The sequence below is a fragment of the Thioalkalivibrio sp. ALE10 genome (assembly GCF_000381385.1).
In the GTDB taxonomy this organism is placed as follows: domain Bacteria; phylum Pseudomonadota; class Gammaproteobacteria; order Ectothiorhodospirales; family Ectothiorhodospiraceae; genus Thioalkalivibrio.
The window spans coordinates 328324-348567 of record NZ_KB906452.1 but is presented as its reverse complement, the minus strand read 5'-3'; the positions used below and the strand labels follow the sequence as shown (position 1 = coordinate 348567).

Annotated in this window: 18 protein-coding genes; 7 read left to right on the top strand and 11 right to left on the bottom strand. The window is 69.7% G+C overall.

Features of this window, described 5'->3' with window-relative positions:
- Nucleotides 1–456: Rpn family recombination-promoting nuclease/putative transposase (locus F788_RS0108070; RefSeq protein ID WP_019589838.1), on the bottom strand; the 456-nt coding region annotated here is incomplete at its 3' end.
- Nucleotides 457–732: 276 nt separating this feature from the next.
- Here F788_RS0108070 and F788_RS0108065 point away from each other — a divergent pair.
- Nucleotides 733–1932 (top strand): Fic family protein, encoded by a 1200-nt coding sequence (locus F788_RS0108065; protein WP_019589837.1) that lies wholly within the window; start codon nucleotides 733–735, stop codon nucleotides 1930–1932.
- 149 nt (nucleotides 1933–2081) lie between these two features.
- Here F788_RS0108065 and F788_RS0108060 read toward each other — a convergent pair whose 3' ends face one another.
- Complete coding sequence (locus F788_RS0108060; RefSeq protein WP_019589836.1) at nucleotides 2082–2663, bottom strand: thioredoxin family protein; 582 nt, start codon at nucleotides 2661–2663, stop codon at nucleotides 2082–2084.
- Between the two features lie 123 nt (nucleotides 2664–2786).
- On the opposite strand from F788_RS0108060, the gene F788_RS0108055 reads away from it, so the two are divergent.
- Complete coding sequence (locus tag F788_RS0108055; RefSeq protein WP_019589835.1) at nucleotides 2787–3527, top strand: ferredoxin--NADP reductase; 741 nt, start codon at nucleotides 2787–2789, stop codon at nucleotides 3525–3527.
- Between the two features lie 258 nt (nucleotides 3528–3785).
- Here the strand turns inward: F788_RS0108055 and F788_RS0108050 are convergent, their stop codons facing one another.
- Nucleotides 3786–4556, bottom strand: a complete 771-nt coding sequence (locus F788_RS0108050) for a carboxylesterase (RefSeq protein ID WP_018869246.1) — start codon at nucleotides 4554–4556, stop codon at nucleotides 3786–3788.
- Nucleotides 4557–4651: 95 nt separating this feature from the next.
- Here F788_RS0108050 and F788_RS0108045 point away from each other — a divergent pair, with 95 nt between their 5' ends.
- The gene (locus tag F788_RS0108045; RefSeq protein ID WP_018869247.1) at nucleotides 4652–4852 is read left to right on the top strand and encodes a YdcH family protein; all 201 of its coding nucleotides are present in this window, start codon (nucleotides 4652–4654) and stop codon (nucleotides 4850–4852) included.
- A gap of 102 nt (nucleotides 4853–4954) precedes the next feature.
- Here F788_RS0108045 and F788_RS0108040 read toward each other — a convergent pair whose 3' ends face one another.
- Together F788_RS0108040 and F788_RS0108035 are read right to left on the bottom strand one after the other, a co-directional pair.
- Nucleotides 4955–6250: an NAD(P)/FAD-dependent oxidoreductase gene (locus tag F788_RS0108040; RefSeq protein ID WP_019589834.1), complete on the bottom strand. Its 1296-nt coding sequence runs from the start codon at nucleotides 6248–6250 to the stop codon at nucleotides 4955–4957.
- 32 nt (nucleotides 6251–6282) lie between these two features.
- Nucleotides 6283–6594 (bottom strand): c-type cytochrome, encoded by a 312-nt coding sequence (locus tag F788_RS0108035; RefSeq protein WP_018869249.1) that lies wholly within the window; start codon nucleotides 6592–6594, stop codon nucleotides 6283–6285.
- Nucleotides 6595–6824: 230 nt separating this feature from the next.
- On the opposite strand from F788_RS0108035, the gene F788_RS0108030 reads away from it, so the two are divergent.
- Complete coding sequence (locus F788_RS0108030; protein ID WP_018869250.1) at nucleotides 6825–7136, top strand: PilZ domain-containing protein; 312 nt, start codon at nucleotides 6825–6827, stop codon at nucleotides 7134–7136.
- A gap of 173 nt (nucleotides 7137–7309) precedes the next feature.
- On the opposite strand, the gene F788_RS0108025 is transcribed toward F788_RS0108030, so the two are convergent.
- Nucleotides 7310–7645: a DUF2288 domain-containing protein gene (locus F788_RS0108025; protein WP_018869251.1), complete on the bottom strand. Its 336-nt coding sequence runs from the start codon at nucleotides 7643–7645 to the stop codon at nucleotides 7310–7312.
- Nucleotides 7646–7776: 131 nt separating this feature from the next.
- On the opposite strand from F788_RS0108025, the gene F788_RS0108020 reads away from it, so the two are divergent.
- Genes F788_RS0108020 through F788_RS0108010 form a run of 3 tightly spaced genes read left to right on the top strand, consistent with a single transcriptional unit; the run spans nucleotide 7777 to nucleotide 10115 of the window.
- Nucleotides 7777–8043, top strand: coding sequence for a hypothetical protein (locus F788_RS0108020; RefSeq protein WP_018869252.1), 267 nt, complete (start codon nucleotides 7777–7779; stop codon nucleotides 8041–8043).
- A complete protein-coding gene (locus F788_RS0108015) occupies nucleotides 8040–8741 on the top strand; it encodes a response regulator transcription factor (protein ID WP_018869253.1) in 702 nt (233 codons plus the stop codon). The genes F788_RS0108020 and F788_RS0108015 overlap by 4 nt, the downstream gene beginning before the upstream one ends.
- A gap of 21 nt (nucleotides 8742–8762) precedes the next feature.
- Nucleotides 8763–10115, top strand: a complete 1353-nt coding sequence (locus F788_RS0108010) for an ATP-binding protein (protein WP_019589833.1) — start codon at nucleotides 8763–8765, stop codon at nucleotides 10113–10115.
- Between the two features lie 18 nt (nucleotides 10116–10133).
- On the opposite strand, the gene F788_RS0108005 is transcribed toward F788_RS0108010, so the two are convergent.
- The 5 genes from F788_RS0108005 to F788_RS0107985 all read right to left on the bottom strand — a co-directional run bounded on the left by F788_RS0108005 (nucleotide 10134) and on the right by F788_RS0107985 (nucleotide 20055).
- Nucleotides 10134–11390 (bottom strand): FAD-dependent oxidoreductase, encoded by a 1257-nt coding sequence (locus F788_RS0108005; RefSeq protein WP_019589832.1) that lies wholly within the window; start codon nucleotides 11388–11390, stop codon nucleotides 10134–10136.
- A gap of 18 nt (nucleotides 11391–11408) precedes the next feature.
- Complete coding sequence (hrpA, locus tag F788_RS0108000) at nucleotides 11409–15353, bottom strand: ATP-dependent RNA helicase HrpA (RefSeq protein ID WP_019589831.1); 3945 nt, start codon at nucleotides 15351–15353, stop codon at nucleotides 11409–11411.
- Between the two features lie 2 nt (nucleotides 15354–15355).
- Nucleotides 15356–15958 carry an SPOR domain-containing protein gene (locus F788_RS0107995; protein ID WP_019589830.1) on the bottom strand — a complete coding sequence of 201 codons (603 nt, stop codon included), beginning with the start codon at nucleotides 15956–15958 and terminating at the stop codon, nucleotides 15356–15358.
- Between the two features lie 4 nt (nucleotides 15959–15962).
- The gene (argS, locus tag F788_RS0107990) at nucleotides 15963–17726 is read right to left on the bottom strand and encodes an arginine--tRNA ligase (RefSeq protein WP_019589829.1); all 1764 of its coding nucleotides are present in this window, start codon (nucleotides 17724–17726) and stop codon (nucleotides 15963–15965) included.
- A 94-nt stretch (nucleotides 17727–17820) separates the two neighbouring features.
- Nucleotides 17821–20055, bottom strand: coding sequence for a primosomal protein N' (locus tag F788_RS0107985; protein WP_019589828.1), 2235 nt, complete (start codon nucleotides 20053–20055; stop codon nucleotides 17821–17823).
- Nucleotides 20056–20244: the final 189 nt, after the last annotated feature.

Here is a 20244-nt window from a genome sequence, read left to right as displayed (position 1 = left end):
CAGATCGGGCCGGTAACGCTCCAGACCACCCGGTACCCGTTCGACCAGCTCGCCCACGTTCTGTGCGGCCGTCCAGCGCGTCTCTCCATTGTAGAGCACCACCGGCAGCACCGGGGGCAGGCGGCCGCCGGGCGTCAGGGCCTTCTGCCGGATCAGGTCCTGATACAGCAGCCCGAGATAGGTCATCATCCGTACCGCCATGAAACGGTCCACGCTCGACTGGAACTCCAGCAGCAGGTACACGTAAAGCCAGCCGCCGCCCCAGCGCACGCGCCAGACGATGTCGTCTTCGCGATCGCGCAGCTCGTCGGTCACATAGGACCCGTTGACCTTCTCGAGGGTGGAGAAATCCAGCTCCCTCACCCAGTCCTCCCGGACAAAACCGGTCAGCAGGTCCCGCACCATCTCGGGATGCGAAAACAGGAGCTTGTAGCTGTTGTCGTGGTGATCCGCCATGCCGACACTCCCTGTCCGGTCAGGGCCGCAGCGTACCACGGCCTCCTCACAATCCCGACCACGAGGCCGGTCCGGCGCAGTCCGCGCGGGGGCTTCTGCACTGCTCGGCGATGCTGACCGGTCGGGCGCGACTTCCTCGACCCGGGCGAGCACAAACCGGCCACGGATCCGGCCATCCGTCCGGTCATGGCATGCCCGATCCGGACACCATTCTGAGATTAAATTGCTGATATGATGAGACTCATGCAAATGGCGTGAAAGGACATCCAACCGGCCATGGGCGCAGTCATTGACCGAGGTGAACGCATTGCTCTGATGGAGCCCCTGGTGGTGGGGGAGGGCTCCGCCCATCGGGGGCGGCTTACCGATCGGGTGCTGGATCTGGTTGCGCATGCCGCTGCCTTTCGCGCCCGCCTTCCGGTGGGGGTGGAATCGGCCCTGGCCGGCCTGGTGCGATCCATGAACTGCTATTACAGCAACCTGATCGAAGGCCACTACACGCATCCTGTGGCCATCGAGCGGGCGCTTGCCGGCGATTACAGTCCGGATTCCCGTCAGCGCGACCTGCAACTGGAGGCGGCGGCGCATATCCAGGTTCAGAGCTGGATCGACGCTGGGGGGCTGAAGGGGCGCGAGACGGCGCCCGAGGGGCTGTGCGAGTTACATCGGCGCTTCTGCGAGCGGCTCCCGGACGATCTTCTGTGGGTTGAGGATCCCGACACTGGCCAGCATCTCCGGGTCTCTCCCGGTGCATACCGAACACACGATGTCCGGATCGGGCGGCATGTGCCGGTCAGCCCGGGCGCTGTGGAACGGTTCATGCAGCGGTTTCACGCGGCTTATTCGCGGGGCGGGCAGGCCGATCGAATGCTGGGCGTGGCTTGTGCCCATCACCGGCTGTTGTGGATTCACCCGTTTCTGGACGGTAACGGTCGCGTCGCGCGGTTGATGTCCCATGCCATCCTTGTGGAACACCTGAACAGCGGCGGGGTCTGGTCCGTGGCGCGAGGCCTGGCGCGTAGCGAGGGCCGCTACAAGCAGCTCCTTGCCGCATGTGATGAACCCCGCCGCGGTGACCGTGATGGCCGTGGTCAGCTCAGTGAAGCGGCCCTGGCGGATTTCGTGGAGTTTTTCCTGGAGGTCTGTATCGACCAGGTGGCGTTCATGGAGCGTTTGATGGAGCCCGGCCGCTTCCGTGAGCGGATCCTGCGCTGGGCGGAAGACAGGGTGCGGGCGGATGAATTGCCGGGCAGGTCGGGGCGCCTTCTCGAGGTGGTGCTGTACCGGGGAGAGGTGCCCAGGGCGGACGTGCCCGGGCTGCTCGATTTGAGCGAGCGCCAGGCCCGCCGGGTGACTTCGGCGCTCGTCAAACAGGGAGTTCTGGCCTCCGACAGCAGCCGGGCTCCTTTGCGCCTGGCGTTGCCCGCAGCGCTGGCCCCTGAATTGATGCCGGGCCTCTTCCCGCCCGAAGGATAGCGACAGGCCTTCCTTGCGCGCCGGGGGCGGCTCCCTGGCCGATTGCGTGTATCGCCGCGCCGGATCGCGCAGGGGGCTGCGCTCCTACAAGGCGCCCCGGCCCGCAGGAGGCGAGCCCTCTCGCCGATCGCGGCGTTCGTCGACGGGTTTCAGGCGAAATAGGCGGGTTCGTTGCCGGGCTTCCACTTGATGTTGCAGCCGAGGCTGGGGTGCTGGGGCTCGGGCGCGGGCTGGCCGGCGAGCAGGGCCTCGGTGGCGTTGCGCAGGTCTTCGCCGGTGACGGGCTGGTCGCTGCCGGGACGGGTGCTGTCGAACTGGCCGCGGTAGTAGAGCTTGCGGTCGGCGTCGAACAGGTACAGATCCGGAGTGCAGGCGGCCTGGTACGCTTTGGCCACGGACTGGTCTTCGTCGAGGCAGTAGGGGAACTTGTAGCCGAAACGGCGGGCGTCGTCGCGCATCGCGTCGGGGGCGTCTTCGGGGACGGCCTCGATGTCGTTGGAGTTGATGGCGATCACTGCGATGCCCTTTTCGGTGTATTCACGCCCGTAGCGCGCGAACTCGTGGCGGATGAGCTGAACGAAGGGACAGTGGTTGCAGATGAACGCGATCATGTAGCCCTTGGCGTCGGGGAAGCTGTCCAGGCTGATGGTCTCGCCGGAGACGACATCGGGCAGCTGGAAGTTGGGGGCTTCGGTGCCCAGCTCGATCATCTGCGAGGGGGTGCGTGCCATCGGTTGTGCTCCTGTCTGTGGTTTTCAGTGATGGACGATATTATAGGGGCCGCCCCGGGGATGCTTGAAATGCCCGGGCGTCGCCCGCATGCTTGCCTTTAACCAAGTACAGGAGTCAGGAATATGGGCTGGGTGACCGGCACCGTGCAGGAACGCAAGCAGTGGACCGACCGCCTGTTCTCGCTGCGCATCGATGCGGACGTGGAACCGTTCGTGGCCGGGCAGTTCAACCGTCTGCGCATGGAGATCGACGGCGAACTGGTGGGGCGGCCGTACTCGTACGTGAACGCCCCGGACGAGCGCCCGCTGGATTTCTACATGATCACCGTGCCGGACGGGCCGCTGTCCAACCGCCTGGTGCAGCTCGAACCCGGCGACACGGTGGAGCTGATGCCGCGTGCCACGGGGTTTTTCACCCTGAACGAGATCCCTGACGGGCGCGATCTGTGGCTGCTCTCCACCGGGACCGGGATCGGGCCGTTCCTGTCCATCCTGAAGACCGACGAGCCCTGGGAGCGCTTCGAGAACATCCGTCTGGTGCATGCGGTGCGCCACGCCGAGGAGCTTACTTACCAGGACACCATTGCGGGCTTTTCGGAGCGCGATTCGCAGCGGTTCCAGTACATCCCCTTCGTCAGTCGCGAGGCGCACCCCGGTGCCATCCAGGGGCGCATCACCACGGCGCTGTCGGAGGGCGAACTGGCGGCGCAGGCGGGAATCGATTTTTCGCCGGAGCACTCCCAGGTGATGCTTTGCGGCAACCCCGACATGGTCTCCGAAACCCAGGCCCTGCTGCGCGAACGGGGTTTGGAGAAGAACCGCCGGCGCAAACCGGGGCATCTCACCACCGAGAGCTACTGGTAGCCCCGATCGGCCAGAGGGCTGGCCTCCTGCGGCCATGGGGCGGGCCCCGTAGGAGCGCAGCCCCCTGCGCGATCCGGCACCGGGGATGGCCCGATCGGCCAGAGGGCTGGCCTCCTACGGCCGGGGGAGGGTCTGGTAGGAGCGCAGCCCCCTGCGCGATCCGGCACCGGGGAAGCCCCGATCGGCCAGAGGGCTGGCCTCCTGCGGCCGGGGGAGGGTCTGGTAGGAGCGCAGCCCCCTGCGCGATCCGGGGCGGTGTCAATCGGTCAGGTTGGCGGACCAGGCTCGGATCAGGCCGGCGACGTAGCGGGTGTGTTCCGGGCGTGAGAGCAGGTGGTCGACGCGGTTGAGGGCGACGAAGCTGCGCGGGTGCTGCGCCATGCGGAAGATATGCCCGGCGTGGTCCACGTTGACCACGGTATCCCCGGGGGCGTGCAGCAGCAGGATCGGCCGGTTGAGCCGGGCCAGAGCGGTCTCCAGCGTGGGCTCCTCGATGGACTCCAGCAGCGCCCGGCCAATGGTAACCGGGCGCCCCCCTATGATCAGCCGGGCGTGCCCCTCGCGCGCGATCTCCTCGGCGTGGTCCTGGAACAGGTGGCGCACGTGCCCGGGGCGGCTGGGGGCGGCGATGGTGACCACGGCGTCGACCTCCGGGCGTTCGGGAGCGACGAGAATGGCCAGCGCTCCGCCGAAACTGTGGCCGAGCAGCAGGGTGGGCTCCGTGTCCGGATGATGAGCGGCGAGGGTGTCCAGCGCGGCTTCCAGGTCCTCGCGGCCGGTCTGGAGGGTGGAGTCCGCGAACGTCCCTTCGGATTCACCCAGTCCGGCGAAGTCGAAGCGCAGGGTTGCGTAGCCCTCCTCGGCCAGCGAGCGGGCCAGGCGCACGGTGGCGGGGAAGTCCTTGGAACAGGCAAAGCAGTGGGCGATGCAGGCCTTGCCGCGCGGCGGCCACTCGGGTTCCACCAGGACGCCGCTCAGCCGGACTCCGCGCGGCGTGGGGATGGACAGCGAGGTGTTGCGTATGGCCATGTTCCGGTCTCCGAAGTGGCGGGATGGTCGGGGCTGTGGCCCCGGCCGGACCGGTCTGGGATGATACGCGAGGCGACGGACTCCGGGGAGCGGACGTGGAATACGACAGCGAGATCAGGGCACGACTGACGGAACTGGAGGCGGAGCACCGGGCGCTGGATTCGGCGATCGCCGCCATGCACGCCGGGCCGTCCCCGGATTTTCTCGAGATCCGTCGGCTGAAGAAGCGCAAGCTTCAGCTCAAGGACACTATTGCGCGGCTGCGCAGCCGCCTGATCCCCGACCTGAACGCCTGAGGAAGGGCCAGGGCCGGGGGAAGGGCAGCAAAAAAAACGGCGCCCCGGAGGGCGCCGTCAACGGGATCCTTCCCGTTCGTGTGATGAGGCGAAGCGGGCCGATCAGCCCCAGATGTCCGCCGTGATGCCGGCATACCAGCCGCGGGTGTACTGCGCTTCCTGCTCACGGAAGCGGCTGGATGCACCCGTCGGGCTGACACCGCCGGCGCCTTCCACGCCGGCCATCTGGCCGTCCTTGAACTGGTACACCGCCGCCACGCTGATGCCGTAGTCCGGCGTGACCAGGCTGTAGCAGGTGTTCACCGCGGTCGGGGTGATCGGGTCGCGGCCGGCCAGTTCATGGCTGATCGCGGCGGCGACCATCTTGCCCTGGGTGTTGGCGGAGTGGCCCGACTTCGGCATCGCACCGGCCACGGAGGCGTCGCCCAGCACGTAGATGTTGTCGTCACGCTCGGACCTGAAGGTGTCCTGGCGCACCGGGCACCAGCCCTCCGCGTTGGTCAGGCCGGCATCGTGGACGATCTGGTTGGCGCGCTGGGCCGGGATGAAGTTCATCACGTCGGCCTCGACCCGCTCGAAACCGGCCTCGGTCACCGCGGTCATGTTGCGCACGTCGACCTCCTCGACCAGGCCGCCGTCCGAGGCCGGGCGCCATTCGATCATGTCGCCGTATTCCTGAGCCCAGCCTTCCTCGAACAGGCCCTGCTTGGAGAAACCGTCCTTCTGGTCAAGGATGATGATCTTGGAACGGGGCTTCTCCTGCTTGAAGTAGTTCGCGATCAGCGACACGCGCTCATACGGCCCGGGCGGGCAGCGGAACGGGTTCGGCGGGGCCACCATGACGAACGTGCCGCCATTGGGCATGTCTTCGAGCTGCTGGCGCAGGATGCGGGTCTGGTCACCGGCCTTCCAGGCGTGCGGGATGCGCTCGGCGTCGGCCTCGCTGATGCCCTCGGTGCGGTCGTAGCGGAAATCAATGCCCGGGGACATGACCAGCTTGTCGTACTGCAGGGTCTCGCCACTGGCGAGACGGACGTTGCGGCCGTCGGCGTCCACCGCGGTCACGCGGTCCTGCACCACCTTGACCCCGTGGCGGCTTTCCAGCGCGCCGTAGGTCTGTTCGATGAAGTCCATGTCGACGATGCCGCCCAGCACCCAGTTACTGCCATAGCAGGTGTAATAGCGGGCGTTGGGCTCGACCAGGGTGACGTTGAGTTCCGGCGAATACTTCTTCAGGTATTTCGCGGCGGTGGCGCCACCGGAGCCGCCACCGACCACGACGACATGGGCCTTGTCGGCGCCACGCGTCTTCTGCGGCGCGCAGCCGACGCCGGTCAGGGCCACGGCGCTCCCCGCGCCGACGACCTTGATGAAATTACGGCGGGAAAATTCCTGCATGATGTCTCTCCCTCTCTTGTGTGCTGGGCCGTTCACTGGCCGAAGTAGGCGGCCAGGGCCTCGATTTCCTCATCGGTGTAGCCGGTGGCGTGACGGTCCATGACCGTGGCCGGGCGTTCGCCATCGCGGAACGCCTTCATCTGGCTGACAATGAGGCTGGAGGGATAGTTACTGAGATCCGGGGCACCCCCGGCCTCGGCGGACGCGGCACTGTGGCAGTTCACGCAGGTGTCGGCCATCAGCTGTCCACGCGTGATTTCGTCGCCGGCCGTGGCCTGAGCGAACGGAATGGCAAGGGCCACGGCCCCGACCAGCCCCGCGAAAGTAAGGCGCGATTTCTTCATTGTTACGGACTCCTCCGTCTTGAAGGTTTGCTGTTTTAGCGGCGACAGCCGTGATGCGCTGCCTTCATCCTCCGGCCCGGTGTGACGATCCGGGCTCTTCATTGGCGCGGCCGGGTTCATGCCCGGCCTTGCGCATGATCTCGCCTTGGGTCGATCATTGCCTCGACGGTATAGCACAAAAAAAAATCGTTTTCGATTAGCGTTTTCTAAGACAGCAAGGGGATGGAACCATGATCGAGGAGCGGCGACGTCATCCGCGGATACCGATGACGGTCAACGTGGTGGTATCGGCGGGCGATGGCGAGCCGGTGACCCTGACCACCAATGACATCTCCGGTGGCGGGGCCTTCCTGCGCTGGGAGGAGGGGCAGAAACCGGACCTCAGGGGCTTGCTGGAGCTCGAGTCGGACGACGAGCTGATGCTGCAGGTGTTCGGCCTGCTGGGGGATGGTGACGCGCCACCGAAGGTCCGTGCCCAGGTCGTGCGTGTGCACGAGGACGGCATTGCGGTGAGGTTCGACCCCGAGGCCCTCGGTGGCTGAACGAGCGGGGTAGCCCAATCGGCCAGAGGGCTGGCCTCCTACGGCTTGGGCTTGTAGGAGCGCAGCCCCCTGCGCGATCCGGCGCCGGGGGTGGCCCCTGATCGGCCAGAGGGCTGGCCTCCTACGGTCGGGGGGTAGGGGGCCGGCCCTCCGGCCGACCGGGGCCGACCCGCCTAATGCGCCGTCGTCCGTTCCTGGGCCAGCACCCACGGGGCGGCCACGATGGCGGTGAACACCGGATCGGCCTCGGTCCAGCGGCGGGCGTCCTCGTCGGAGGCGCGCGCCACCTGGCCGCTGGCCAGCCACGCGCTGACCTCGTGGGTGGCATCGTCACGGAAGGCGCGGGCCACCTCGATCAGGTCCAGTTCGGGCGCCACGCGAATCACGACACCGCGGGCGAAATGGGGCATCAGCTCGCTCCAGCGGATGGGGCCGGCCTCCTCCTCGATGGGGATTTCGGCCTCGGGGTCGGCCGGTGGTTCGACGGGAAGATCGCTGGGTTCGGACATGGTGGCTCGGCTGTGTCGCATGCGGATTTCAGATGCGGTTCAGGCTAGGCGGATACCCTTGGCACTGCAACCGTCCGTCGAACTCAGTCAGGGAGAGATTGTTGATGTTGTCCAGTGTGTGGGGAATCCGAATGTCCCGTCTTGCCCCCGTGGTGTTCCTTCTGATCCTGTTGCTGGCGGGGGGCGCCGGTGCGCGCGAGGACGGGGCGGATCGCAACCCGGTGTGGACGCTGGACGAGGCGGTCGAACAGGTGGAGGCGCTGTATCCCGGGCGGATCCTTTCGGCCCGGGAAAATGACGGCGAGGGCAGCGTACGGGTCTTCGTGGTGCGTATCCTGACCGAGAATCAGGAGGTCCGGACGCTGCGGATCGAACAGGGCACGGAGGTGCAGCGATGAACCTGCGAATCGTGCTGGTGGAGGATGATTCGGCGCTGCGCGGCCAGCTGGCCGGAGAGCTGCAGGAATCGGGCTGCCGGGTGGACACCGCTGCCGATGGCGACACCGGGCTGTATCTGCTGACCGAATACAACTGTGACATCGCCGTGGTGGACCTGGGGCTGCCCGGGATGGACGGCCTGGACGTGATCCGCCGGACCCGCGAACACAAGCCGCGGCTGCCGATCCTGGTGCTGACCGCCCGTGACCGCTGGCAGGACAAGGTCGAGGGTCTGGAGGCGGGCGCCGACGACTACCTGACCAAACCCTTCCATGTGGAGGAACTGGTGGCGCGCCTGCGCGCGCTGGCACGCCGCAGCCTCCAGTCGGGTCACGAGGCGCTGCGCTTCGGCCCGCTGGTGATCGACACCGCCTCCGATGCCGTGTGGCTGAACGGCGAGGGTGTCAGCCTGACCACCTTCGAGTACCGCCTGCTGCTGCATCTGGCCCGCCAGCCCGGCCGGGTGCTGAGCAAGGACGCCCTGGCCGACTATCTCTACGAACACGACGACGACCGCGAGAGCAACGTGATCGAGGTGCTGATCGGGCGCCTGCGGCGCAAGCTGGACCCGGACGGCGGGCTGGGCGTGATCGAGACCCTGCGCGGCCGCGGTTATCGCTTCGCCCTGCAGCCCGACGCCGCTTCGGCCGACGCCTGAACGGTTACGTCACGCCCCTCCATGGCCCTTGCCGAGCGTTCCCTGGCCGATCGCGCCGCCCGCGCGCCGTTACTCCTGCGCATGGGGCTGGTGGCGGTGGCGGTGGTGCTGCTGTTTTCGGTGCTGACCGCATGGGTGCTGGAAACGGCCTTTCGCGACAATGCCGCGGACGCGGCCGAAACCCGGCTGGAGGCGCAGGTGCTGCTGCTGATGGGCATGGTCGAGGTGCTCGCGGAAGACGACGTGCGGGTGCCGCAGATGCTGCCGGAGAGCCGGCTGCAGCTGCCCGGCGGCGGGCTGTACGCGCGCATCCTCGGGCCTGCCGGCGATACCGTCTGGCGTTCGCCGTCGGCGGTGGCCACCGAACTGAATGACTGGACGCGCGACGAATACTTTGCCTACAGCATGACGGTGCGCTGGCAGCTGGATGGCGAATCGGTGCCGCTGGTGTTCCAGATGCTGGAGGATCGCAGCGCATTCGACGAGCAGGTCGAAAGCTACCGCTACAGCCTGTGGCAGGGCCTGCTGACCATGACCCTGTCGCTGATCGTGGCCCTGATCCTGGCGCTGTGGTTCTGGGGACTGCGCCCGCTGCGGCGGGTGCGCGCGGAGCTGGACGCCCTGCGCCATGGTGACCGGGTGCATCTGGAGGGGCCCTACCCGCGCGAGATCGGGGCGCTGACCGGTTCCATCAACGACCTGATCGACTTCGAGCGCGAGCGTCTGGTGCGCCAGCAGAACGCACTCGCGGATCTTGCCCACAGTCTCAAGACCCCGATCGCCTCGCTGCGCCTGAATCTGGAAGGGCACGCCCCCGATCACGAAGACCTGCGGCGCCAGGTCGACCGCCTGCAGGCGATGGTCCAGCACCAGCTCAACCAGGCCCAGCGGGTGGGCCCGGTGCCGTTCCAGACGCCCGAGCCCCTGGCCCCGGTGATCGAGCGCACCTGCCGCGCCCTGCGGCGGCTGGCGGAGCACCAGGGGGTGTCGCTGGAGACCGATCTGGCGGAGGGCTGTGCCCTGCGCATGGATTCGGGCGCGATGCTTGAACTCCTGGGGAATCTGCTGGACAACGCGGTGCGCCACGCCCGCTCGCGGGTGCGGATCACCACACACTGCGATGAGCGGGAAACCGTGCTGACGGTGGATGACGACGGGCCGGGTATCGAGCCCGCCGATCGCGAGCGGGTCCTGGAACGCGGCCAGCGGGCCGACACGCGCGAAGACGCGGACGGACAGGCGGCGGGCCAGGGCCTGGGGCTCAGCATCATCCACACCCTGGTCAGCGATCATGGTGGTCAGCTGGAGATCGAGCGTGCGCCGGAGCTGGGTGGCGCGCGGCTGCGGCTGGTGTTCGCCCCGGTCGGCGACTGAGGCCCGTGTGCGCCCGTCTCAGAGCCGGAAGTCCTCCAGCGAGGCCTCGGGCGCCCGCCCCAGCAGCCCGTCGCGCACCAGCGCCGCCGCGCCGCAGGCAAAGGTCCAGCCGAGATGCCCGGCGCCGGTGTTGAGATGCAGACCCGGTACCGCCGTGGGCCCCAGGATCGGCGTACCGCGATCGCTCATCGGGCGCAGCCCGGCCCACGGGGCCATGGTCTCGCGGTCGAGCTCCGCCGGCAGCGCGGTCAGCGTGCGCCGGCACTGGGCCAGCACGTTGGCTGCGCGTCGGGGTTCCATGCGCGCGTCGGTGCCGGCGAACTCGGCGGTGCCGGCCAGCCGCAGCTGATCGCCCAGCGGGGTCATGACCACCTTGTTGGCGTCGTCGATCAGCGGCAGGTTCAGTCGCCGTGAGGCATCCATCGTCAGGCTCAGGGAATAGCCCTTCACCGGGGCCACCGGCAGGTGCAGCCCGAGCGGGCGCAGCAGCGCCGGGGCCTCGTGTCCGCTCGCGACTACGCAGGCATCGGCTGCAATCGGTCCCTCATCGGTCTCGATCGCGTCGATTCGCCCCTGGAACGTGCGCAGCCGCCGCACCCGTGTCGCGGGCCGGTAGCGCAGGCCGCGGTCCCGCGCCAGCTCGAGCAGTCCGGTGGTGAAGCGGCGCGCATCCCCGATGGCATCATCCGGGAAATACAGCCCGCCGCAGAGTTCGTCGCGCACCCCGGCCAGCGCCGGTTCGCGGTTGATCACCTGCTCGGTGTCCCAGGCCTCGAACCGCACGCCCTCGTCCTGCATGGCCTCGGCCGCATGCCGATTGCGGGCGAGGCTGTCCGGATCGCGGAAGACCTTGAGGATGCCGGATTCACGGAAGTCGAAGTCCAGGCCGGAGCCGGCCAGTTCCCGATTCAGGCGCCGGGTCTCGCGCAGGGAGAAAGCGGCCAGGCGGGCGTTGACCAGGGCGTGCCGCTGGAAGGCCGAACGCCGGCTGTGCCACAGAAAACGCAGACCCCAGCCGGCCAGTCCCGGCAGGGCGCGCGGGCGCATCAGCAGCGGGGAGTCCTCGCGCCCCAGATAGCGCAGCAGGTCGAGGCCCACGCCGGGGGTGTTCCAGGGCTCGGCATGGCTGGCGTGCAGCATGCCGCCGTTGGCATGGCTGGCGCCGGCCGCCGGTTCCGTCGCGGCATCCAGGAGGGTGACATCGAGTCCGGCCTCGCGCAGATACCACGCGGTGGTGACCCCCATCACGCCGGCTCCGATGACCACCACATGCATGCGCTCCCCTCCCGTTGCCTACAAAGATCCGGCAAAGCGTTTGATCAGCGTGTCGTACTCGCGTTCCAGGCGCTGTGCCGAGACCTTTTCGCGGGTGCCCAGCTCCTGGGCGAACTGCGATACGCGGAACTCCTCGATGCGGTAGCGAAAGGCCAGGACGTCGGGGTCGTCGGGACGGCGCTCCAGCAGGTCGCGGGCCTTCTGCCACAGCGGTTCCACCGCCACCCGGCCGGCGCGGTCCTTGTCCGGGGCCCGGGACAGGCGTTCCAGGCGCCGGTCGATGGCCTGCAGGTAGCGCGGGAACTCGGGCAGCACGTCGGGCGGGGTGCTCAGCAGGAAATCCGGCGGGACCAGGGCGTCGAGCTGGTCACGGATGTCGCGCGCCGCCTCGATCCAGGACAGCGGCAGATCGCCGTGCAGCCGGCTGCGCAGGTCGTGCCAGCGGGCGAGGATGTCGGCTGCCAGGCGGGCCAGTTCGGTAGCGGCCGGACCCAGTTCGCTGCGCCCGGCTTCCAGACGCTCGGCGAAGGCCTCGGCATCGCGCGGCCATTGTTCCGGGGCGTCGGCGAGGAACACCCGGTCGGCCGCCGCCTCCAGCACCTGGTCACGCAGGGTGTCGCCTTGTCCCAGCGTGGCGTAGTGCAGGCTGGCGCGGTCCATGTCCGGCAGCTGGCGCTTGAGATCGCGCACCGCCGGGCGCAGGGCCAGCAGGAACAACCGGCGCAGCCCGGCGCGATGGCGGCGTTCGGCCGCGGCGGGGTCGGGTTCCAGCTCCAGTGACACGCTGTCACCGCGGTCCACCAGCACCGGGAAGGCGCGCATGCGGGCGCCCTGGTGTTCGTGCTCCACGCTCTCCGGCAACGCGCCGAAGTCCCATTCGGTGATGCCCTCGCGCTGGGGGCCGCTCGTCGGGCCGGGGTCGAAGGTGGCCTCCGCGGTGCCGCCGAGTTCGGCCTTGAGCGCCGGCAGGTCGCGCCCGGCGGTCAGCTCGTTCCCGTCCGGGTCGAGGATGCGAAAGCGCAGGATCAGGTGCGGTTCGAGCGTGTCCGGGCGCCAGGCATCGGGCGGGATGGCGGTGCCGGTCATGCGCTCCAGTTCTTCCGCCAGCGCCGGCAGCAGCGGGCCCTGGCGGTGCTCCAGCCGGGCCAGCGCGGCGCGGGCGAAGTCCGGCGCCGGCACGAACTGGCGCCGGAGGCTCTTGGGCAGGCTCTTCAGCAGTGCCGTGACCCGTTCTTCCAGCAGGCCCGGCACCAGCCAGTCGCCCAGCCAGTCCGGCACCGCGTTGAGTACCGCCACCGGGACGTCCACGGTCACCCCGTCGTCTTCCTGCCCGGGCTCGAAGCGGTAATGCAGCGGCAGGCGCAGGCCCTCCAGTTCGAGGTGATCGGGGTAGGCGCCCTGCGGCAGGGATTCTTCCGGTTCGTTGCGCAGCTCGGCGGGGTCGATGCGCAGGCAATCGGGGTCCTCCTGCTCGCGTTTGCGCACCCAGCGCTCGAACGACGGGCCGTCACGCACGTCCTCCGGGATGCGCGCGGCGTAGAACTCGAACAGCCGGTCCTCCTCGGCCAGCAGGTCGCGGCGCCGGCCGCGGGCCTCCTCCTCGGTGATCGCGGCCACCGCCTCGCGGTTGGCGCGCACGCCGCGCGAACGGGTGCGCAGCTGGCCGCCGACCAGCCCCTCGCGGATGGAAATCCGCCGGGCCTCCTCGGGGTCGTGGCGGGCGAAGTCCACCGGCTTCTTCGCCGCGACCACCAGGCCGTAGAGGGTGATGCGGTCGTAGGCGCCCACGCGCCCGCTCCGGCGCTGGAAATGGGGCTCGAAGATATGATGGCGCAGCAGGTGCGGGGCCACCTCCAGCAGCCAGTCGGGTTCGATGCGCGCGTTCTCGCGGGCATATACCCGGGTGGTTTCGGCGATCTCCGCGCTGACCACCCAGTTGGGCTTTTTCTTCGCCAGCACCGAGCCCGGATGGATCTGGAAGCGGCGGTTGCGCGCGCCGAGGTAGTCGCCGCGTTCGGTCTTCTGCCCGATCTGGCTGACCAGCCCGCTCAGCAGGGCGCGGTGCACGGACTCGGGTTCGGCCGTCGCGCGGCCCGGGTGCAGTTCCATGTCGCGCGCCAGGCGCAGCAGCTGGCTGCGCAGTTCCTGCCATTCGCGCATGCGCATGAAGTTGAGGAAGTGCTCGCGGCACCAGCGCTTCAGGGCGTTCGAGCCGCGGGCCTCGCGCGCGTCGTGCCAGGCCTGCCACAGCCGCAGCATGCCCATGAAGTCGGAGCCCTCGACGCGGAACTCGGCATGTGCGGTGTCGGCCGCCTGCGTGGCATCGGCGGGGCGCTCGCGCGGGTCCTGCAGGGACAGGAACGAGGCGATGGTGGCGGTCTCGGTCACGCAGCCATGCTCGGCGCCGGCCAGCAGCATCGCCCCGTGGCGCGGATCCACCGGCATGCGCGAGAGCTGACGGCCGCGCTCCTGCAGACGATGGCCGGCATCCACCGCCCCCAGTTCCTCCAGCAGGCGGTAGCCGTCCTTGATCAGGCGCGAATCCGGCGGGTCGACGAACGGGAAGCGCCGCGGGTCGCCCAGTTTCAGCGCGGCCATCTGCAGGATCACCGAGGCCAGATTGGAGCGCTGGATCTCCGGGTCGGTGAAGGCCGGGCGCTGCTGGTAGTCCTCCTCGGAGAACAGGCGGATGCAGACCCCCGGCCCGAGGCGGCCGCAGCGGCCGGCGCGCTGGTCGCAGGCGGCCTGTGACACCGGTTCGAGGCTCAGCCGCTGCACCCGCGTGCGCCACGAATAGCGCGACACCCGGGCCAGCCCGGAGTCGATCACGTAGCGGATGCCGGGGACCGTCAGCGCGGTCTCGGCGACGTTGGTGGCGAGCACGATGCGCCGGCCCGAGTGCGCCTGGAACACTCGCGACTGCTCGCGCGCCGACAGCCGGGCGTACAGCGGCAGGACCTCGGTGTCGGGCGCGGATTCCTCGCCGCGCAGGGCGCGGTGGGCATCGCGGATCTCGCGTTCGCCCGGCAGGAACACCAGGATGTCGCCGGGGCCGGCGCGGCGGCATTCGCGCACCGCGTCGCGGATGCCGGTGAACAGGTCGCGTTCGCCGTCGTCACCGTCTTCGCCCGCGTCCGCGGTGTCCGGTTCCAGCGGGCGGTAGCGCAGCTCCACCGGGTAGGTGCGCCCGGGCACGTCGATCATCGGGGCGTCGTCGAAGAACCGCGACAGGCGTTCCGGGTCCAGGGTGGCCGAGGTGATGATCACCCGCAGTTCCGGGCGCTTGCGCACCAGGCGCTGCAGGACCCCCATCAGGAAATCGATGTTGAGGCTGCGCTCGTGGGCCTCGTCGACGATGACGGTGTCGTAGGCCAGCAGCTCGGGGTCGTGGGCCATCTCGGCCAGCAGCATGCCGTCGGTCATCAGGCGGACGAAGTTGTCCGGCCCGGTGCGGTCGGAGAAGCGGACCTTGCAGCCCACCGCGGCGCCGGACTCCTCGCCCAGCGGGGTGCCCAGCTCCTCCGCGATGCGCGCGGCCACCGAGCGCGCGGCGATGCGCCGCGGCTGGGTGTGGCCGATCAGCCCGCCGCGACCGCGTCCGGCCTCCAGGCACAGCTTGGGCAGCTGGGTGGTCTTGCCGGAGCCGGTCTCGCCGGAGAGCACGATCACGGAGTGGGTGCGGATCGCCTCGATGATCCGGTCGCGTTCCGCGTGCACCGGGAGATCCCCGGTATATACGGGCTGCGGCCGACGCGCCTCGGCCGCGGCCTCGCGTTGCTGTTCGGTCGCGAGGCGCTGCTGCAGGTTGCGGGCCAGGCGGTCGAACGCCTGGCCACGGTCGCGCCGGCGTCGCGCGCGGCGGAGCAGGTCCTGCAGGTCGCGCCGTTCGGCAATGCGCTGGAGACCGTCGACTTCGGCGGACAGCGCGTCGAGATCCGGCGCGGCGCTCTCCCCGGTCTCCATGGTCAGCCCCGGTCGCGCAGGCGCAGGGCCTCGATGCCTTCCGAGCGCAGCCGCTCGAGGACTTCGCGGGTGCGGTCGGGATCGCTGTACGGCCCGAGGTACACGCGGTACCAGGTGTCGCCGTCGATCTCGGCTTCGCGGACCTCGGGGGAAAGGCCCAGCAGGGTCAGCCGGGCGCGCATCTCGTCCGCCTGCTCCGCGCGCCGGAACGAGCCGGTCTGCAGCACCACCGGCCCGTCGGCATCCGGTGTATCCAGTGGTGCGGGCGGGGCGTCCGTATCCGCATCGTCGCGGGCGGGCGCGTCGGGCACCGTGACTTCGTCCTCGGGCAGGAGTTCGTAATAGCGAAAGCGCGGCTCCTCGCGCTCGGGCTCGCGTTCGGAAGCGGGGTCGGGCACGGGTTCCGGGCGCGGTTCGGCCGCCGGGCGATCGCGTTCGCTCAGCCAGTCGCTCAGGCTGTCGGGGCGATCCGCCCCCTGGAGGTACAGCACTGCGGCCACGCCCAGCCCGATCAGCAGGCCGGCCAGCAGCCAGATCCAGCCGGGCAGCGGACCGCGTTCTTTCTTTTGTGCCGGCTTGCGGCGTACCTTGCGGGCCTGGGCCATGGGGTTACATCTGCTCCGGGGCGTGCACGCCCAGCAGGCGCAGGCCGTTGCCCAGCACCTGCTTGATGCCGGTCACCAGCACCAGGCGGGCCCGGATCAGCTCGTCGTCTCCGGCGTTGAGGAACGGCACGGCGTTGTAATAGGTGTGGAAGCCACCGGCCAGTTCGCGCAGGTACTGGGCGATCTGGTGCGGCTCGCAGGCCTGCGCGGCGGCCGCGACCACCTCGGGGAAGCGGTCCAGGCGGTCCAGCAGCTCGTCCTCGTGCGGCTCGACGAGCCGTTCGGCGAGGCCGTCGGCCTGTGCCGCCGCGGGCTGGTGGCCGCGTTCGCCCGCGGTGCGCAGCACACTGGCGATGCGCGCGTGGGCGTACTGGATGTAGTACATCGGGTTGTCGTTCGACTGCGACTTGGCCAGGTCGAGGTCGAAGTCCAGGTGCTGGTCGCAGCGGCGCTGCACGTAGAAGAAGCGAGCTGCATCCGATCCGACTTCGTCGCGCAGCTCGCGCAGGGTGACGAACTGCCCGGCGCGGGTGGACATCGGCAGGCGTTCGCCCCCGCGATAGAGGATCGCGAACTGCACCAGCAGCACGTCCAGGCGCTCGGCTTCCAGGCCCAGGGCCTGCAGCGCGGCACGCACGCGCGGGACGTAGCCGTGGTGGTCGGCGCCCCAGATGTTGATCACCCGGTCGAAGCCGCGCTGGAACTTCTCGCGGTGGTAGGCGATGTCCGAGGCGAAGTAGGTGTAGTCGCCGTTCTCGCGGCGTACCACGCGGTCCTTGTCGTCGCCGTAGTCGCTGGAGCGAAACCACAGCGCGCCGTCCTGTTCATACAGCGCGCCGCGCGCCTGCAGGTCTTCCACCGCCGCGTCGATCGCGCCGGAGTCGGCCAGGCTGCGTTCGGAGAACCAGCACTGGTATTCCACCCCGAACTCGCGCAGGTCGTCGCGGATGTCCTCGAGGATGGCGTTCAGGCCGCCCTCGAAGAACTCGTCCCACAGCGCCTCGCCCAGAAGGTCCCGCGCGCGCGTCACCAGCGCGTCGATGTAGGTCTCCTTGTCGCCGCCGTCGGGTTCGTCGGGCGGCAGGTCACGGGTGACGTCCGCGGCCGGATGCACGCCGCGGTCGCCGATGTGCCGGGTCAGGGAATCGGCGACGGGGTAGATGTAGTCGCCCCGGTAGCCGTTGGCCGGGAACGGGAGTTCCACGCCGTGGCGCTCGAGATAGCGCATCCACACGCTGACCGCGAGGATGTTCATCTGCCGCCCGGCGTCGTTGACGTAGTACTCGCGGGTGACGTCGTAGCCGGAGAAGTCCAGCAGGTCGGCGACCGTCGCGCCGAACGCCGCCCCACGGCCATGACCCACGTGCAGCGGCCCGGTGGGGTTGGCGGAGACGAATTCCACCTGCACCGGGCGTCCGCCGCCGGCGTTCGAGCGGCCGAAATCGCCGGCCCGTTCCGCGATGTGCCCCAGCACCTGCGTGCGCGCATCGGCGGCCAGGCGGAAGTTGATGAAGCCGGGACCGGCGATCTCGGTGCTGGCCAGGCCGGGGACCTCGGGCATTGCGGCGGTCAGGGCCTCGGCCAGGTCGCGCGGCTTGCTGCGCGCGGGTTTGGCCAGCTGCATGGCGAGGTTGCTGGCGAAGTCGCCGTGCTCGCGGTCGCGCGCGCGGCTGACCTCCACCGACACGCCATGATCGGCCGGCACGCGGCCGTCGGCGACGAGGGTTGCGAGGGCGGTTTCCAGGGCCTGGGTCAGGGTGTCTTTCAAGGGTCGCGGGTCCGTGCTGGCAAAACGCGTATTCTAACCCCTTGGGGCCCTCGATGCCGCCCTGTTCGCCTGCTTGCAGGCGAACAGGGCGGCTTCAGGCGAGACTGACCGGATCCACATCCAGGGCGATGCGCACCTCGCGCGGCAGGGTCAGCCCCTCCCAGGCCCGGCGTGCCTGGTGCAGGGTCGCGTGCAGGGCACGGCGGTCGCCGGACTGCACCAGGATCTGCTCGCGGTAGCGCCGGTTCACGCGGTGGCGCGGGGCCGGGGCAGGACCCAGGACGCGCACGCCGGACGCGGCCGCGCGGCGCAGGGGCGCGGCCACCTCGCCGGCGCGGTTTTCCGCGGTGTTCGCGTCCTCGGCCTCCACCCGCACCAGGGCCAGATGACCGAAGGGCGGGAAGCCGCTCTCCGCGCGTTCGTCCAGCAGGGGGCGCACCATGGCGGTGTAGTCTGCGGCGTCCAGACCGCGTATCAGGGGATGCTCCGGGTGCCCTGTCTGCAGGAGCACCCGTCCGCCGGCTTCGCCGCGTCCGGCGCGCCCGGCGGCCTGCACGATCAGCTGCAGGGTGTGTTCGGCGGCGCGCAGGTCCACCGAGTACAGGCCCTGGTCCACGTCGATCACGCCGACCAGCCCCACGCGCGGGAAGTCGTGGCCCTTGGCCAGCATCTGGGTGCCGACCACGATCGCCGCGTCCAGCGAACGGATGCGCTCCAGGGCTTCCTCCAGCGCGCCCTTGTGGCGAATGCTGTCGCGGTCCAGCCGGATCAGCGGGGTCTGCGGGAAGTGCCGCGCCAGGGCCTGTTCCAGGCGCTGGGTGCCCAGCCCCCGGCGGGCCAGTTCGGCCCCGCAGTCCGGACAGCGGTCGGGGACCGGTTCGTGGTGCCCGCACAGGTGACAGACCGCCCGCGGGTTGCCGGCGTGCACGGTGAGGCGGGCATCGCAGTGGCGGCAGTCGGCCACCCAGCCGCAGTGATCGCAGGCGAGCGTGCGGGCATAGCCCCGCCGGTTGAGCAGGACGAAGCATTGCTGATCGCCGGCGAGGGTGGCCTGCATGGCGTCCAGCAGCGGCGAGGTCAGCCCCTCGTCGGGGGTGTGGACCCGGGTGTCCACGGCCTCGATCCGCGGCGGGGCCGTGCCGTCGGGGCGGGTGCGCAGCGGGCAGTGGGTGTAGCGGCCCTGGCGGGCGGCCTGCAGGGTCTCCAGGGTCGGCGTGGCCGAGCCCAGCACCACCGGGATGGCCTCCAGCTGGCCGCGCTTGATCGCGAGGTCGCGGGCGTTGTAGCGAAAGCCGTCCTGCTGTTTGAACGCGGCGTCGTGCTCCTCGTCGACCACGATCAGGCCGGGTTCGGGCAGCGGCGTGAACAGCGCCGAACGGGTGCCGACCACCACCCGCGCTTCGCCGCGGGCCGCGCTGGCCCAGGCCCGCAGCCGTTCGCCCTCGGCCAGGCCGGAGTGCAGCAGCGCGACCCGGCCGGGGAAACGCGCCTGGATACGGGCTGCCAGCTGCGGGGTCAGGGCGATTTCGGGGATCAGCACCAGGACCTGCTCGCCACGCGCGACGACCCGTTCCGCCATGCGCAGGTAGACCTCGGTCTTGCCGGAGCCGGTCACGCCCTCCAGCAGCAGGGGTCGGGCTTCGCCGGGGGTGAGCGCGTCCACCGCGGCCTGCTGTTCGGGGGTCAGGGGGCGCCCCGCCGCGCTATCGGCCTCCGGCGGGGCATCCGTCGTGTGTTCCGGGGCGCGGCACTCCAGCCAGCCGCGTTCGGCGAGGCGTTCCAGCTCGCGCGGGGCGGGTCGGCGGCCGAGGATGCCGGCCAGGGTCGGACGATCAAGGCGACCACCGGGGGCGCTGTCGGGGTCGGCCAGCGCCGCGAGGATGGCGCGCTGGCGTTCGCCGCGCACGGCGCCGTCGGCCAGGGCGCGGTGTCCCTGCTCGGTTACCGCCCACAGCGGTTCGGGCGTGGCGGCTTGCGGGAGTGGCCGGCCGCGACGCAGGGCGGGTGGCAGGGCCCCCAGCACCACCTCGCCGATCGGGTGGTGGTAGTACCGGCCACCGAAGCCGAGCAGTTCACGCAGCGAGTCGGGGAGGATCGGGGTGGCGTCCAGCACTTCGCTGATCGCACGCAGGCGCTCGGGTTCCATCTCGCTGGTGACCCCCGTTTCGATCACCACCCCGGTCAGGCGGGTGGGGCCGAACGGGACCCGCACGCGCATGCCGGGCCGCACGTCGCGATCCGGCGGCGTGCGATAGTCGAACAGGCGGTCCAGCGGGCGGTCGATGGCGACCCGGACGATGGACGGTGTGGATGAGGGGGTGTCGGGCATGGGGTCAGTGTACGCGACGTGGCCACGCCTCCCGAGTCCGTGGGTGGGGTGAGGTTTTCCACAGAACCTGTGGATAACTCTGTGGAAGAAGCGGTGGGAAACTTCCTAAACCCTTGTACTGTCGCGGACGATGACAAATTGGTTACGGAATGACCATCTTTCTAAGAAAAACTTAAAAAACAAAGACAT